The following is a 13,950-nucleotide window of genomic DNA, read 5'->3' on the forward strand; positions in this document are numbered from 1 at the left end:
TTTGCCGAGGGTGACAAACCCCAGCCTTCCGGGCACGCAAGTCCTTCAGCCCAAGGCGTTTTCGCTCTGATTGACGGTGAAACGGTAACCGGCACCCCGCACTGTCTCAATCAAGCGGTCGTGGCCCGACAGGGTGAGGGCCTGTCGAAGGCGCCGAATGTGCACATCCACCGTGCGTTCCTCCACAAACACATGGTCACCCCACACCTGGTCCAGCAGTTGTGTGCGGCTGTGAACGCGCTCTGGGTGTGTCATGAAAAAGTGCAGCAACCGAAACTCGGTGGGGCCCATGTCCAGAATTTTGTCGTTTCCCTGAATGCGGTGCGTGACAGGGTCCAGCTTCAATCCTTGCACTTCCACCACATCGTCTGTCAGTTGGGGGGCACGGCGCCGCAACACGGCTTTGATTCGGGCCAGCAGCTCTTTGGGCGAGAACGGTTTGGTGATGTAGTCATCGGCCCCGGCTTCCAAGCCGTCTACTTTGTCTTGCTCCTCGGTGCGGGCTGTCAGCATAATCACCGGTACTTGCCGTGTTCGCTCTTCGGCCCGCAACTCTTGGGCAAATTGAATGCCGCTTTTGCCGGGCAGCATCCAGTCCAGCAGCACCAAATCGGGCAATTCGGCTGTTATCAAGGTACGGGCCTGGTCTGCATCGGTGGCGCGCAGCACCTTGTGGCCTGCAAAACTCAGATTCACCGCAATCAGTTCAGCAATGGCCGGCTCGTCTTCGACCACCAAAATGGTGCTTGTCATGTTTGTCCTCAATGTCTCTGTCGGTATCAATGCCAACAAAGTAGTGCATTTGCATGACAGTAATATGACACTTGGGTGAAGCGTCATCAATCCATTCTGGATCAGGCTGACTGACTGGCCGTTCGGGAAAGCAGGGCGGAGTGCGTTACACTGTCGCTTTGATGCCAATCTGCAGTATCCCGACCATGGAAACCACCAACAATCCCATTCCGACCCGCATTGTGGTTCACCAGCAGTCCCGCCTCCTGGAGGTGGAGTTTGACACAGGCGCCCTGTTCAAGCTGCCCTTCGAATTGATGCGGGTGTGCTCCCCATCGGCCGAGGTGCGCGGGCATGGCCCCGGTCAGGAAACGCTTCAAGTTGGCAAGCGTGAAGTCACCATCAGCGCGCTCGAGCCTGTTGGCATGTACGCCGTCAAGCCGATTTTCTCGGATGGTCATGATTCGGGCCTGTTCTCCTGGGAATACCTGCTGTGGCTGGGCGAAAACCAGGACGGCCTGTGGAACGACTACTTGGAACGCCTGAAGGCCGCTGGTGGAAGCCGCGACCCCAATGCACCCGAAAACATTCCGCTTCAGCAGAAAAAGGGCGGGGCATGTGCCAGCCACTAAGACCATGAACGACAAAATCACCGATTTCGGTTTCGAAAAAGTACCTGAGGACCTCAAGGCCCGCAAAGTGGCCGAGGTATTCGACTCTGTTGCCGCCAAATACGACATCATGAACGACCTGATGTCGGGCGGCATGCACCGCCTTTGGAAAGCCAGCACCATTCGTGAAGCGGGTGTACGGCCCGGCATGAAGGTGCTGGACATTGCGGGCGGCACGGGTGACTTGAGCAAGGCTTTTCTGGACAAGGTGGGACCACGCGGTGAAGTGTGGCTGACCGACATCAATGAGAGCATGTTGCGGGTTGGGCGTGACCGGATGATTGACCGGGGCTACTTGCCCCGCATGGCCCTGTGCGATGCTGAAAAGCTGCCGTTTCCCGACAATTATTTTGATGTGGTTACCGTGGCTTTTGGTCTTCGGAACATGACCCACAAGGATGTGGCCCTGTCCGAGATGCGCCGCGTGGTGAAACCCGGTGGCAAGGTGATGGTGTTGGAGTTTTCCAAAGTAAACCCTGCACTGGCGCCCGCTTACGATTTGTATTCCTTTCAGGTGTTGCCGCGCCTGGGCCAGGCCATTGCCAACGACAGCAAAAGCTACCAGTACCTGGCCGAGAGCATCCGCATGCACCCCGACCAGGAAACGCTGAAGCAAATCATGCTGGACAGCGGCTTTGACCATGTGAAATACACCAATTTCACCTTTGGGGTTGTTGCCTTGCACTTGGGAACCAAGTTTGCCTAAGCCGGTCTGACGGTTTGTTGATCAACCCTGCGAACCCACACTGTGAGCCAAACCGTGACTTATTCCTCTTTTCGCACTGTGTTTTTAAGCCTGTTGGCCTGTCTGTCCTTCACCCTGGCCCTGCTTCCCCTGGAGGCCGAGGCCAAGCGCATGGGCGGTGGCAGCAGTTTTGGTAAAACAGCCCCGTCTTTCAGTCGGCAGGCCAGCCCAAGCAGCCCGGCGGGGTCGCCCACAGCTTCACCCACAGCCCCTACCCGGGCAGCACCCGCACCAGCACCCACGGCGCCCACTGCTGCACAGCCGCAGCGCAACCGGTTTTTGGGCCCGCTGATGGGCTTTGCGGCTGGTTTGGGTTTGGCCGCGTTGTTTAGCCACTTGGGGTTTGGGGAAGGCATGGCCCAATTTCTGGGCACGGCACTCATGGTGTTGTTGGCGGTTTTCCTGGTTCGCAAACTGTTCAGCCTGATGCGGGGTCAAACCGCCCAGCAGCCCAGCCCGGCTTATTCGGCCGCTGGTCAGCAAAACAACACCTACCGCGCGCCGATTCAACAACCCACACCAGTCGATGCCCAGTTTGGCAACCCGCGCTCGGCGTTTGATGAGCCCGCAGCCTTGTCGGCGCCCGATCAAGGGTTGGTCAAAGCGCTGCCTGCAGGCTTTGATGAAGCCGCGTTTATTCAAAGTGCGAAGAAGTTTTTCACCACCATGCAAGGCCTGTTTGACCGCGGTGACCTGCAAGGCTTGCGCGAATACTGCACCGATGAAGTGATGAACCATTTGCGGGTTCAGGTTGAAGAGCGCGGCACCGCCAGCAACAAAACCGACGTGGTCACGCTGAATGCAGACCTTATTGGCTTTGAAGTGGATGTGGACGAGCAAATTGCCACGGTGGCTTACTCGGCCATGCTGCGCGAGGCCGAGGGTGCCGCTGCTGAACAGGTTGACGAAGTGTGGGTGCTCACCCGGCCTGTATCGGGCGGTGGCTGGCTGTTGGCCGGCATCCACAATCTCTAAAAATTCGGCACCCCGGCTCTGGCAGGGCCTTCTGCTGGGGTACACTCAAGCAGTTTTCGACCTCCGCTTGTCTGGAATTCCTGTGGCCCTGCAACCCCCTCCATTTCTGCAATTCGCCAACCGGCTGCTGGCCGCGTCGCCCTTGAAGGGCCTGGCGGGCTTGCCGGGGGTCGGGCAGTTGGCCAGCATGCCATCGGCCGTGTTGTCGGCCTCTGTGGCCAAGTCGGTCACGCTGGTGCTCAATCACTTGCTGGACCAACAACGAAGCAGCAAGTCCAAGCTGCAACGCGAAGCCGGTAAGGTTCTCACCGTGTCCGTAAAGCCGGTTCAGTTGGTGTTCCGCATCAACGATCAAGGCTACTTCCAGACAACCACCCCGGCACAAGGCGTACAAGTCCCATCGGACACCGAGATCAGCCTTCAATGGGTAGATTTGGCGGGGTCCATCAGCAACCCGAGTGGTGTTGCGCGCAAAGCCAGCATTGTTGGGGATATGGATTTCGCGCAAGTGGTCTCCAGTGTCATCAATGACCTGTCCTGGGACCCGGAGCGGGACTTGGCCCGTGTGGTGGGCGACGCTCAAGCGGTGTGGATCATGAACACCCTGGCCGCACTGGGCACCAATGGCCGCGATGTGTTCAATCGTTTCAAAAGCAGCCTCAAGGAATACGTGGTGCACGAAAAAGCGATTGCACCAACACCGTCCGAGTTTGACGGGTTCCGCACCGACGTGAGCCGTCTGCGGGACGAACTGGCCCGCCTTGAAAAGCGCATCGCCAAATTGGACGCACAGACGGACTCCAAACCATGAAGCTTCGTCGTCTGGCGCGCATTATGCTGGTGGCACGCCGGTATGGCCTGTTTCTTCTGGCAGCCGACTCCATCAACAACCGGTTTGCCAAGGTTCTGCTCGGTCTCATCTCATCCAAAACAGCCATGGATGCTACGCGTGGCGAGCGGATGCGCCGTGCTCTGGAAGATTTGGGTCCCTTGTTCGTCAAGTTCGGGCAGTTGCTGTCCACCCGACGGGACTTGCTGCCCGCCGATGTGGCCGATGAGCTGGCCAAGCTCCAGGACCAGGTGCCCCCATTTGGTTTTGAGCAATCCCGCCAACTGATTGAACAAAGCCTGGGACGCCGCATCGACGATATGTTCGTCGAATTTCAGGACCAACCGATTGCCAGTGCGTCGATTGCTCAGGTTCATTTCGCGGTGATCAAGGAAGGCCCGCGAGCAGGCCAATCGGTGGCGATCAAGGTGTTGCGCCCCGGCATGATGACCGTGATCGAGAAGGATTTGGCATTGATGCGCACCGCTGCCAACCTGCTCGAGAAAATTTCGGCAGATGGCAAACGCTTGAAGCCCCGCGAGGTGGTCAAAGAGTTTGACAAGTACCTGCACGACGAACTGGACCTCATGCGTGAGGCGGCCAACGCCTCGCAACTGCGCCGCAACTTTTCGCCGTCATCGGGCAGCGGGCATTTGCTGCGGGTGCCCGAAATGTACTGGGATTACTGTTGCAGCACCGTGATTACCATGGAGCGCATGCGTGGCATTCCGATTTCACAAATTGATCGCCTGCGCGAGCGGGGCATCGACCTCAAGAAGCTGTCACGCGATGGTGTTGAAATATTTTTCACCCAGGTGTTTCGGGACGGTTTTTTTCACGCGGACATGCACCCTGGCAATATCTATGTGGGCGACTCTGGTGACGATTTCGGTCGCTACATTGCCCTGGATTTCGGCATTGTGGGCACACTCAACGATGTCGACAAACAATACCTCGCCCAAAACTTTCTCGCCTTTTTTAGGCAAGACTACAAACGGGTTGCCGAGTTGCATGTGCAGTCTGGCTGGGTGCCCAAAGCCACACGCATCGATGAACTGGAGTCGGCCATCCGTGCTTGTATTGAGCCTTACTTCGACAAGCCCCTGAAAGAAATCTCGTTGGGCAATGTCTTGATGCGTTTGTTCCAGACATCCCGCCGCTTCAATGTGGAAATTCAGCCGCAACTGGTGTTGCTTCAAAAAACCCTGTTGAACGTGGAAGGGCTTGGCCGTCAGCTCGACCCGGACTTGGACCTGTGGAAAACAGCCAAACCCTACCTGGAAAACTGGATGCACCAGCAGATCGGTTTCAAGGGCTTTCAGTCCTCCTTGCAGTGGGAAGCAGCCCAGTGGTCCCAAATTTTGCCGGCATTGCCCCGCCTGTTGCACCAGTCGCTCACGCAGTCCAATGGCCGGGTAGACCACCAAATTGAACAGTTGGTGAAGCAACAAAAGCGCTTGAACAAGGTGTTGTTCTGGATGGTGCTGAGCTTGGCGGTGTTGTTTGGGGTGGTGGCGCTGGAATTGTTGTGGCCCATGTTGGTGTTCCACTGGGGGCCTGTCGGTCGCATTTAGAGTCGGGCAACCAATGAGCAGGGCAAAACAGCCCTTGCGCATGTTTCTTGCCTATAATCCGCAATCATTTCTGTGTTGGGGTGGGCACGCTCATGTTGTTGGCATCGGTCATCGGCTATCTCTTGTTGTCCGTCGTTGTGGGCCTGTATGTGGCTCGTAACGTCAATACCACGGCGGACTATGCCGTCGCTGGTCGACACCTCACCTTACCGGTGGTCACCGCCACGGTGTTTGCCACCTGGTTTGGCTCCGAAACCGTGTTGGGTATTTCGTCCACCTTCGTGAAGGACGGCTTGCACGGCATTGTCGCCGACCCTTTCGGCGCCTCACTGTGCCTCATTTTGGCCGGTCTGTTTTTTGCGCCCAAACTGTATCGCTTGAAGCTGATGACCATCGGCGACTACTACCGGGTGCGTTACAACCACTTTGTTGAAATGTTCTGTAGTGCTTGCATCATCGTTTCCTACTTGGGTTGGGTGGCGGCGCAAATCAGTGCTTTGGGACTTATTTTCAAAGTGCTCTCCGATGGTGCCATCACCCAGCAATGGGGCATGATCATCGGCACCGTGGTGGTGCTCACCTACACGCTGTTTGGCGGCATGTTGTCGGTGGCGGTCATGGACTTTATCCAGATGACGGTCATCGGCGCAGGCTTGCTGTATGTGGGTTGGTTGGTGGCCGACATGACGGGTGGTGTGGCTGTGGTGGTCAACCACGCCGAGGCCGCCGGCAAACTGCGCTTTTTCCCGGAAGAATTCAGCTATGCCCTGTGGGTGCCGTTCATCGGTGCCTTTGTCACCATGATGCTGGGGTCGATTCCCCAGCAGGACGTGTTTCAGCGCATTACCTCGGCCAAGGACGAGAAAACAGCCACCCGCGGCGCAGTGCTCGGCGGCAGTTTGTACTTTTGTTTTGCCTTCATCCCGGTTTTTCTGGCTTACGGGGCCACGCTCATCAAACCAGAGGTATTCGGCCCGCTGATTGAACAGGACTCGCAGATGGTGCTGCCCACTTTCATCCTGAATTACACCCCGGTTTTTGCGCAGGTGGTGTTTTTCGGTGCGCTGATTTCCGCCATCATGAGCACAGCCAGCGCCACTTTGCTGGCGCCTGCAGTGTCGTTTTCTGAAAACATTTACAAGGTGGTTTTCCCGAACCTCGACGATGCACACCTGCTCAAGGTGATGCGGGTGTCGGTGTTGGTGTTTACCTGCATGGTGTTGGCGTTTGCGTTCAATACCGACTCTTCCATTTTTGAAATGGTCGAAGCGGCCTATCAGGTGACTTTGGTGGCGGCGTTTGTTCCGTTGGCCTTTGGCCTGTACTGGAAGCGGGCAAGCACCCAAGGGGCCGTGGCCTCCATTGTGGTGGGCATTGCGGTGTGGCAATTCAGTGTTCACATCATGCCCTCGGACATTTGGCCGCCCCAGCTGCTGGGCCTGGTGTGCAGCGCCATCACCATGGTGGTGGCCTCCTTGTTGCCGCAATGGATCCCACATCGCCCCTTGTTGCGCGATGGGGTGGTCCATCCGAAGTAAAATGGTCGGATCATTGTTGAAGAAGTGATCCGGCTTTGAAATACCTCACCATTGAAGACACCATCGGCAACACACCCTTGGTGCAATTGCAGCGCATTCCCGGTCAAGCCAACGCCGACCGAGGCAATGTCATTCTGGGCAAGCTGGAAGGCAACAATCCAGCGGGTTCCGTGAAGGATCGTCCGGCCATTTCCATGATTCGGCGTGCTGAAGCACGGGGCGACATCAAACCGGGCGATACACTGATTGAGGCCACCTCGGGCAACACCGGCATTGCGCTGGCCATGGCCGCTGCACTGCGTGGCTATAAAATGGTGCTGATCATGCCCGAACACCTCAGCATCGAGCGTCGGCAAACCATGCGGGCCTTTGGTGCCGACATTATTTTGACGCCACAGCAGGGCGGTATGGAATACGCCCGTGATTTGGCAGAGCAAATGCGCGACCAGGGCAAAGGCGTGATCCTCGATCAGTTTGCCAATGAGGACAACCCCTTGGCGCACTTTGAAACCACCGGGCCGGAAATTTGGCGAGACACCGCAGGCCAAGTGACGCACTTTGTGAGCGCCATGGGCACCACGGGCTCCATCATGGGGGTTTCCCGGTATCTGAAATCTCAAAACCCGGCGGTTCAAATCATCGGTGCCGAGCCCAGCGAGGGTTCTCAAATTCCCGGTATTCGCAAATGGCCACAGGAATACCTGCCCAAAATTTTCAAGCCGGAAGGCGTGGACCGTGTGGTGCAAGTCACGCAAGCCGAGGCTGAGCACATGGCCCGTCGCCTGGCCGCTGAAGAGGGCATTTTCTGCGGTATTTCAGCGGCCGGTGCTGCACACATTGCGCTGAAAATTGCAGAAGAAGTGGAAAACGCCACCATCGTCTTTATTGTGTGTGACCGGGGTGACCGTTACTTGTCCACGGGTGTGTTTCCCGCGTAATCGCTTCACGCGCGAAAAGCTCACTGCATGAGCTTTTTGCGAAGCGCCACGGCTTCGGCCAACTCCAGCACAGCATTGGCATAAAACGCACTGCGGTTGTAGCGGGTGACCGCATAGAAATTTTGACCGCCCACCACGTAGGTGGGCGAGTCTTCACCCCTCGGCAGTTCAACCACGGCCAGCAACTCGTCCGCCTGTGTCGGGGTTTTCAGCACCAAGCCTTTGTCGGCCAGTGTTTGTGCAGTAAAGGTCGGAAGGATATCCGGGGCCAGCAGCTCGGGCAGGTTGGGCGTGGCTGGGGGTTCAAGCAGCACCCGGCCTGCTTTGCCGGTTTGCCAGCCGTGCACCTTTAAAAAGTTGGCCACGCTGTCGATGGCATCTTTCCGGCTGTGGAACAGGTCGATCGTCCCATCGCTATTTCCATCAACCGCAAAATTCAGCCATGAGCTGGGCATGAATTGCCCCAAGCCCACTGCACCGGCATACGAGCCCTTCACATCCAAAGGGTCCAGATTCATTTTTTTGCACAGCACGAAAAACGCACCCAACTCATCCTGGAAAAAGCCGGAACGGTCTTTTTGTCCGCTGGGGTAGGCGAAGGCCAGGGTGCTCAATGCATCCAACACCCTGAAGTTGCCCGTGTGCTCGCCATAAATGGTCTCTACGCCGATGATGGCGACAATCACTTCCTGGGGAACCCCATACTGTGCCTCGGCCTTCTTCAACGCTTCTTCATTGTCCAGCCAAAAGCGCACACCTTTGCGAATGCGGATGGGTTCCACAAACCGGCTGCGGTAAACATCCCAATTTTTAACAGTGGGGGTTTTGGGTGGTTTGACGGCCTCGACCACTTTGGGTTGGTATTTGGCTTCGCTCAATACTTTCAAGGTGTAGCTGGCTGGAATCCCCTGGCTTTTTTCGAATTGCATGGCCCATTGCCGGGCTTTGTCCTCGGCATTGGGTGCGTTGGGCTGTTCGACTTGGGGCGCATTCTCGGTTTGGATATTCACCGCTTGTGCAACAGCGGCTTGAGTCGAGATCAGCGCGGTGAGTACAATCAAGGGGTTGGTCCATCGGGACCAGGCAATCGAAGGAGCAGGCATGTCAGGGGGAATGATAGCGAGGTTCGGTCAGTCTGTTTGGGCTGCGCTCACCCAAGGTGCAGTACATTGCGCAGGCCTTGTGTCATTCACTATACCGCACTCCGGCAAACTGTCCCTGGAGCGGGCATGACCACTGCGTACATTTCTCACGGCGACTGCATACTCCACAATCCGGGTGCGGGCCATCCCGAAAGTGGTGCCCGCCTGAAGGCGATCCAGCAGCGTCTGGAGGCCTCGGAACTTTGGCCCAAGCTGGTGCACTGTGAAGCCCCATTGGTGGATTGGCCGGCAGTGACTGCCGTCCACAGTGAGGCCTACGTCGAAAACATTCGAAGTCGATTTCCCCTGAGAAGACCTGTGGACATTGATGGCGACACCACATTGTCAGAGTTCACGCTGGATGCAGCGCGGCGTGCTGCCGGTGCCTGTGTGCATGCGGTTGACCTCGTGATGTCCCATTCGGTCAGCAATGCATTTTGCGCCGTGCGCCCACCGGGTCACCATGCCTGTCGTGACCAGGCGATGGGTTTCTGTGTGTTCAACAACATTGCCATTGCAGCCCGGTATGCAATGACTGCCTACCGTTTGCAGCGGGTGCTGATTGTTGATTTCGACGTGCACCATGGCAATGGCACCGAAAACATGTTTTCTGGTCATCCGGGTGTTTTGATGTGCAGTACTTTTCAGTCGCCCTTGTACCCATTCAGTGGTGGGCTGGATGGCGCTGCCAACATGGTGAATTGCCCGGTACCGCCGGGCGCTGGGCGCGATGAGGTCAAGGCCGCCATTGAAGCCCATTGGTTGGAGGCCATTGATCGTTTCAAACCCCAATTGGTGCTGGTCTCAGCAGGCTTTGATGCCCACGAGGGTGATCCGCTGGCTGATTTGTGCCTGACCACCGAGGACTATGGTTGGCTGACACACTTCCTGAAACGGGTGGCCGATGAATATTGTGAAGGCCGCCTGGTGAGCACGCTGGAAGGGGGCTATGAACTGGATGCTTTGGCCGATTCCGTACATGCGCACGTGCAGGCCTTGATGTCCTAGAAAAGCAGGGTTTCTACCCGGTTTTGACTCGACAGATCCCCATCTGGAGTGTACACTCTACTGAAAATCGAACGATCGTGCGTTTTTTCAAAGTACGATACGTGTGCTTGAATTTCATTATTGTCCAATCAAATTAGGGATGGCTTGCATGAAGATCCTGGTACCAGTCAAACGCGTGGTGGATTACAACGTCAAAGTGCGCTGCAAAAGCGACGGCACAGGCGTGGACATTGCCAACGTGAAGATGTCCATGAACCCCTTTGACGAAATCGCGGTGGAAGAAGCCACGCGCTTGAAAGAAGCCGGCATTGCAACCGAGGTGGTGGCTGTGTCTTGCGGCGTGACCCAGTGCCAGGAAACCCTGCGCACCGCGCTGGCCATTGGTGCCGACCGTGGCATTCTGGTGGAAACCGATGCTGAACTGCAGCCGTTGGCTGTGGCCAAAATCCTGAAGGCGCTGGTTGAAAAAGAAGGCGCCAACCTGGTGATCATGGGCAAGCAAGCCATTGACGATGATTGCAACCAGACTGGCCAAATGTTGGCCGCGCTGGCGGACATGCCCCAGGGTACATTCGCCTCCAAGGTGGTGGTTGAAGGTGGCAAAGCCGTGGTAACCCGTGAAGTGGACGGTGGCCTGGAAACTGTAAGCCTCAGCCTGCCGGCCGTGGTCACGACCGACCTGCGTTTGAACGAGCCCCGCTACGTCACGCTGCCCAACATCATGAAAGCCAAGAAAAAGCCCATCGACACGGTGAAGCCCGAAGACCTCGGCGTGGATGTGTCACCCCGCATCAAGATGCTGAAAGTCAGCGATCCTCCTTCCCGTTCAGCCGGCATTACCGTGCCCGATGTCGACACACTGATCGACAAGCTGAAGAACGAAGCCAAAGTGATCTAAGACATCAGGGATTCAGGAGAACAACATGTCCGTACTCGTTATTGCTGAACACGACAATCAAACCATCAAGCCGGCCACGCTGAACACCATTGCTGCTGCCCAAAAAATCGGTGGCGACGTGCACGTGCTGGTGGCCGGCAAGGGCGTATCTGGCGCTGCAGGCCAAGCTGCCGCGGCTGCCGGTGTGGCCAAAGTGCTGGTGGCCGATTCCGACGCGCTGGGCGACCAGCTGGCCGAAAACCTGGCCGCACAAATTCTGGCGATTGCTTCGTCGTACAGCCACATTCTGGCGCCATCCACCAGCGTGGGCAAAAACGTGATGCCCCGCGTGGCTGCCAAGCTGGATGTCGCACAGCTGTCCGACATCATTGGTGTAGACAGTGCCGACACTTTCCAGCGCCCCATCTACGCCGGCAACGTGATTGCAACCGTGCAGTCGTCCGACGCTGTGAAGGTGATCACCGTCCGCACCACCGCATTCGACCCGGTGGCCGCAACCGGTGGTTCTGCCGCTGTTGAAAACCTGGCTGCTGCAGGCGATTCTGGCAAGTCCACATTTGTTGGCCGCGAACTGGCCAAGAGCGACCGTCCAGAATTGACCGCTGCCGGCACCATCGTGTCGGGTGGTCGTGGCATTGGTTCCGCTGAAAACTTTGCCATCCTCAACCCGTTGGCTGACAAGCTGGGTGCCGCCATTGGCGCATCCCGTGCAGCGGTGGATGCAGGCTATGCCCCCAACGACTGGCAGGTTGGTCAAACCGGCAAAATTGTTGCGCCGCAGTTGTATGTGGCGGTGGGCATTTCCGGTGCCATCCAGCACTTGGCGGGCATGAAAGACAGCAAGGTGATTGTGGCTGTGAACAAAGACCCGGAAGCCCCCATTTTTGGTGTGGCCGATTACGGTTTGGTGGGCGACCTGTTTGAGGTTGTTCCCCAGATTGTCGCCAAGCTGTAAGGCACAACCCTTGAATTGAAGTGACTGAAATCAGGCTCACGTGTTGAGCCTGATTTCACATGAAGAACACGAAGTTTTTGGAGACGAGAAATGACATACAACGCCCCAGTCAAAGACATGATGTTTGTCTTGAAAGAATTGGCAGGCCTGGACCAAGTGTCCCAGTTGCCCGGTTGCGAAGACGCCACCGAGGAAACTGTTGAGGCCGTGCTGAACGAAAACGCCAAATTCACCAGTGAGGTGGTTGCGCCACTGAACTGGACCGGCGACGTGGAAGCCGCCACCTGGAACAACGGTGTGGTAAAAACCGCCACCGGTTTTAAAGATGCATTCAAGCAGTTCACTGAGGCTGGTTGGCAAGGCCTGCAGCACCCCACCGAGTTTGGTGGTCAGGGTTTGCCCAAAGTGGTTGCCACACCGTGCATGGAAATGGTGAACGGTTCCAACCTCAGTTTCGCGCTGTGCCCATTGCTCACCGATGGTGCCATTGAGGCGCTGCTGGTTGCGGGCAGCCAGGAACAAAAAGAAACCTACATCCCCAAGATGATTTCCGGTGAATGGACCGGCACCATGAACCTGACCGAGCCACAGGCTGGTTCAGACCTGGCTTTGGTGCGCACCAAGGCAGTCCCCCAAGGCGATGGCACCTACCGCATTTTTGGCCAGAAGATTTACATCACCTACGGTGAACACGACATGGCCGAGAACATCGTGCACCTGGTGCTGGCCCGCACGCCCGATGCGCCCGAAGGCGTGAAGGGCATCAGCCTGTTCATCGTGCCCAAATTCATGGTCAATGGTGATGGTTCACTGGGCAAACGCAACGATGTGTTTTGCGCCTCCATCGAGCACAAGCTGGGCATCAAGGCATCGCCAACTGCGGTGCTGCTGTACGGCGACAACAAAGGCGACGTGGGTGAAGGCGCTGTGGGTTACCTCATCGGTGAGGAAAACAAAGGCCTGCAGTACATGTTTGTGATGATGAACGCCGCCCGCTTCCAGGTGGGTGTGCAGGGCATTGGTGTGGCCGAGCGCGCCTACCAAAAGGCCGTACAGTACGCCAAAGACCGCGTACAGTCCCGCCCCGTGGACGGTTCAACCAACGAGGCGGTGGCCATTATTCATCACCCCGATGTGAAGCGCATGTTGATGAGCATGCGCTCGCAGGTGGAAGCCGCGCGTGCCATGGCCTGCGTGGCCGGTGCAGCCTACGACGCAGCCCACAACCACCCCGATGCGGCTGCGCGCCAGCAAAACCAGGCCGTGTATGAATTCCTGGTGCCGCTGGTCAAGGGCTGGTCCACCGAAATGAGCATTGAAGTCGCCTCGACTGGTGTGCAAGTGCACGGTGGTATGGGCTTTATTGAAGAAACCGGTGCTGCACAGTATTACCGTGATGCCAAAATCCTGACCATTTATGAAGGCACCACCGCCATTCAGGCCAACGACCTGGTCGGCCGCAAAACAGCCCGGGACGGCGGTGCTGTGGCCAAGGCCCTGGCAGCCGAAATGGCACGCACCGTTGGCCAACTGAACGAGTCGGGTTCCGCGCATGCCAAGGCCGTGGCGGCCCGTTTGGACGCTGCGCGCGTGGCATTCCTCGACACGGTGGACTTCGTTGTCAACAACATGAAGAGCAACCCCAACGCGGTGTTCGCCGGTTCAGTGCCTTACCTGATGTTGGCCGGTACCACGGTGGCCGGTTGGCAAATGGCCCGCGCCTTGCTGGCTGCGGAAGGCAAAATCAAGTCGGGTGAAACCGACTCCTTCTACAGTGACAAAGTATTGACTGCTCGCTTCTTTGCAGACCATGTGTTGTCCAAAGTGCCTGGTCAGCGCGACAGCGTGGTGGGTGGCTTTGCCTCGGTGACAGAAATGGCCGTTGCCAATTTCTAATCCATCTGTGCCCCGTAAAAGGCCGACCTTCGGGTCGGCTTTTTTTATT

At 57.2% G+C, this 13,950-nt stretch carries 13 protein-coding genes; 11 read left to right on the forward strand and 2 right to left on the reverse strand.

Annotated elements, in window-relative coordinates:
* Window positions 1-45: 45 nt before the first annotated feature.
* A complete protein-coding gene (gene phoB / locus VGE55_RS12750) occupies window positions 46-753 on the reverse strand; it encodes a phosphate regulon transcriptional regulator PhoB (protein WP_331132059.1) in 708 nt (235 codons plus the stop codon).
* 185 nt (window positions 754-938) lie between these two features.
* Here phoB and VGE55_RS12755 point away from each other — a divergent pair, with 185 nt between their 5' ends.
* The 7 genes from VGE55_RS12755 (at window position 939) to cysM (ending at window position 8,002) form a co-directional block, all read left to right on the forward strand.
* On the forward strand, window positions 939-1,364 hold the full coding sequence (locus VGE55_RS12755) for a DUF971 domain-containing protein (protein WP_331132060.1): 426 nt from the start codon (window positions 939-941) through the stop codon (window positions 1,362-1,364).
* 4 nt (window positions 1,365-1,368) lie between these two features.
* A complete protein-coding gene (ubiE, locus tag VGE55_RS12760; RefSeq protein ID WP_331132061.1) occupies window positions 1,369-2,109 on the forward strand; it encodes a bifunctional demethylmenaquinone methyltransferase/2-methoxy-6-polyprenyl-1,4-benzoquinol methylase UbiE in 741 nt (246 codons plus the stop codon).
* Between the two features lie 54 nt (window positions 2,110-2,163).
* Window positions 2,164-3,123, forward strand: a complete 960-nt coding sequence (locus tag VGE55_RS12765) for a Tim44-like domain-containing protein (protein ID WP_331132062.1) — start codon at window positions 2,164-2,166, stop codon at window positions 3,121-3,123.
* An 82-nt stretch (window positions 3,124-3,205) separates the two neighbouring features.
* Entirely contained in the window at window positions 3,206-3,934 is a 729-nt protein-coding gene (locus VGE55_RS12770) for a hypothetical protein (RefSeq protein ID WP_331132063.1), read from the forward strand.
* On the forward strand, window positions 3,931-5,526 hold the full coding sequence (ubiB, locus tag VGE55_RS12775) for a ubiquinone biosynthesis regulatory protein kinase UbiB (RefSeq protein ID WP_331132064.1): 1,596 nt from the start codon (window positions 3,931-3,933) through the stop codon (window positions 5,524-5,526). Before VGE55_RS12770 ends, ubiB begins: the two co-directional genes overlap by 4 nt.
* A 92-nt stretch (window positions 5,527-5,618) precedes the next feature.
* The gene (locus tag VGE55_RS12780; protein ID WP_331132065.1) at window positions 5,619-7,064 is read left to right on the forward strand and encodes a sodium:solute symporter family protein; all 1,446 of its coding nucleotides are present in this window, start codon (window positions 5,619-5,621) and stop codon (window positions 7,062-7,064) included.
* Window positions 7,065-7,099: 35 nt separating this feature from the next.
* Entirely contained in the window at window positions 7,100-8,002 is a 903-nt protein-coding gene (gene cysM, locus VGE55_RS12785; RefSeq protein WP_331132066.1) for a cysteine synthase CysM, read from the forward strand.
* 20 nt (window positions 8,003-8,022) lie between these two features.
* On the opposite strand, the gene mltB is transcribed toward cysM, so the two are convergent.
* Window positions 8,023-9,105: a lytic murein transglycosylase B gene (gene mltB / locus VGE55_RS12790; RefSeq protein ID WP_331132067.1), complete on the reverse strand. Its 1,083-nt coding sequence runs from the start codon at window positions 9,103-9,105 to the stop codon at window positions 8,023-8,025.
* Between the two features lie 126 nt (window positions 9,106-9,231).
* On the opposite strand from mltB, the gene VGE55_RS12795 reads away from it, so the two are divergent.
* The 4 genes from VGE55_RS12795 (at window position 9,232) to VGE55_RS12810 (ending at window position 13,901) form a co-directional block, all read left to right on the forward strand.
* Window positions 9,232-10,152, forward strand: coding sequence for a histone deacetylase family protein (locus VGE55_RS12795; protein WP_331132068.1), 921 nt, complete (start codon window positions 9,232-9,234; stop codon window positions 10,150-10,152).
* Window positions 10,153-10,300: 148 nt separating this feature from the next.
* Window positions 10,301-11,050, forward strand: a complete 750-nt coding sequence (locus VGE55_RS12800; protein ID WP_331132069.1) for an electron transfer flavoprotein subunit beta/FixA family protein — start codon at window positions 10,301-10,303, stop codon at window positions 11,048-11,050.
* Window positions 11,051-11,075: 25 nt separating this feature from the next.
* Complete coding sequence (locus tag VGE55_RS12805; RefSeq protein WP_331132070.1) at window positions 11,076-12,005, forward strand: electron transfer flavoprotein subunit alpha/FixB family protein; 930 nt, start codon at window positions 11,076-11,078, stop codon at window positions 12,003-12,005.
* A gap of 90 nt (window positions 12,006-12,095) precedes the next feature.
* Entirely contained in the window at window positions 12,096-13,901 is a 1,806-nt protein-coding gene (locus tag VGE55_RS12810) for an acyl-CoA dehydrogenase (protein ID WP_331132071.1), read from the forward strand.
* Window positions 13,902-13,950: the final 49 nt, after the last annotated feature.

Source organism: Limnobacter sp. (assembly GCF_036405155.1).
Taxonomy (GTDB): domain Bacteria; phylum Pseudomonadota; class Gammaproteobacteria; order Burkholderiales; family Burkholderiaceae_B; genus Limnobacter.

Coding starts and splice junctions, on each gene's coding strand:
- phoB (WP_331132059.1), bottom strand. CDS start 753: ATGACAAGCACCATTTTGGTGGTCGAAGACGAGCCGGCCATTGCTGAA.
- VGE55_RS12755 (WP_331132060.1), top strand. CDS start 939: ATGGAAACCACCAACAATCCCATTCCGACCCGCATTGTGGTTCACCAG.
- ubiE (WP_331132061.1), top strand. CDS start 1,369: ATGAACGACAAAATCACCGATTTCGGTTTCGAAAAAGTACCTGAGGAC.
- ubiB (WP_331132064.1), top strand. CDS start 3,931: ATGAAGCTTCGTCGTCTGGCGCGCATTATGCTGGTGGCACGCCGGTAT.
- VGE55_RS12780 (WP_331132065.1), top strand. CDS start 5,619: ATGTTGTTGGCATCGGTCATCGGCTATCTCTTGTTGTCCGTCGTTGTG.
- mltB (WP_331132067.1), bottom strand. CDS start 9,105: ATGCCTGCTCCTTCGATTGCCTGGTCCCGATGGACCAACCCCTTGATT.
- VGE55_RS12795 (WP_331132068.1), top strand. CDS start 9,232: ATGACCACTGCGTACATTTCTCACGGCGACTGCATACTCCACAATCCG.
- VGE55_RS12800 (WP_331132069.1), top strand. CDS start 10,301: ATGAAGATCCTGGTACCAGTCAAACGCGTGGTGGATTACAACGTCAAA.
- VGE55_RS12805 (WP_331132070.1), top strand. CDS start 11,076: ATGTCCGTACTCGTTATTGCTGAACACGACAATCAAACCATCAAGCCG.
- VGE55_RS12810 (WP_331132071.1), top strand. CDS start 12,096: ATGACATACAACGCCCCAGTCAAAGACATGATGTTTGTCTTGAAAGAA.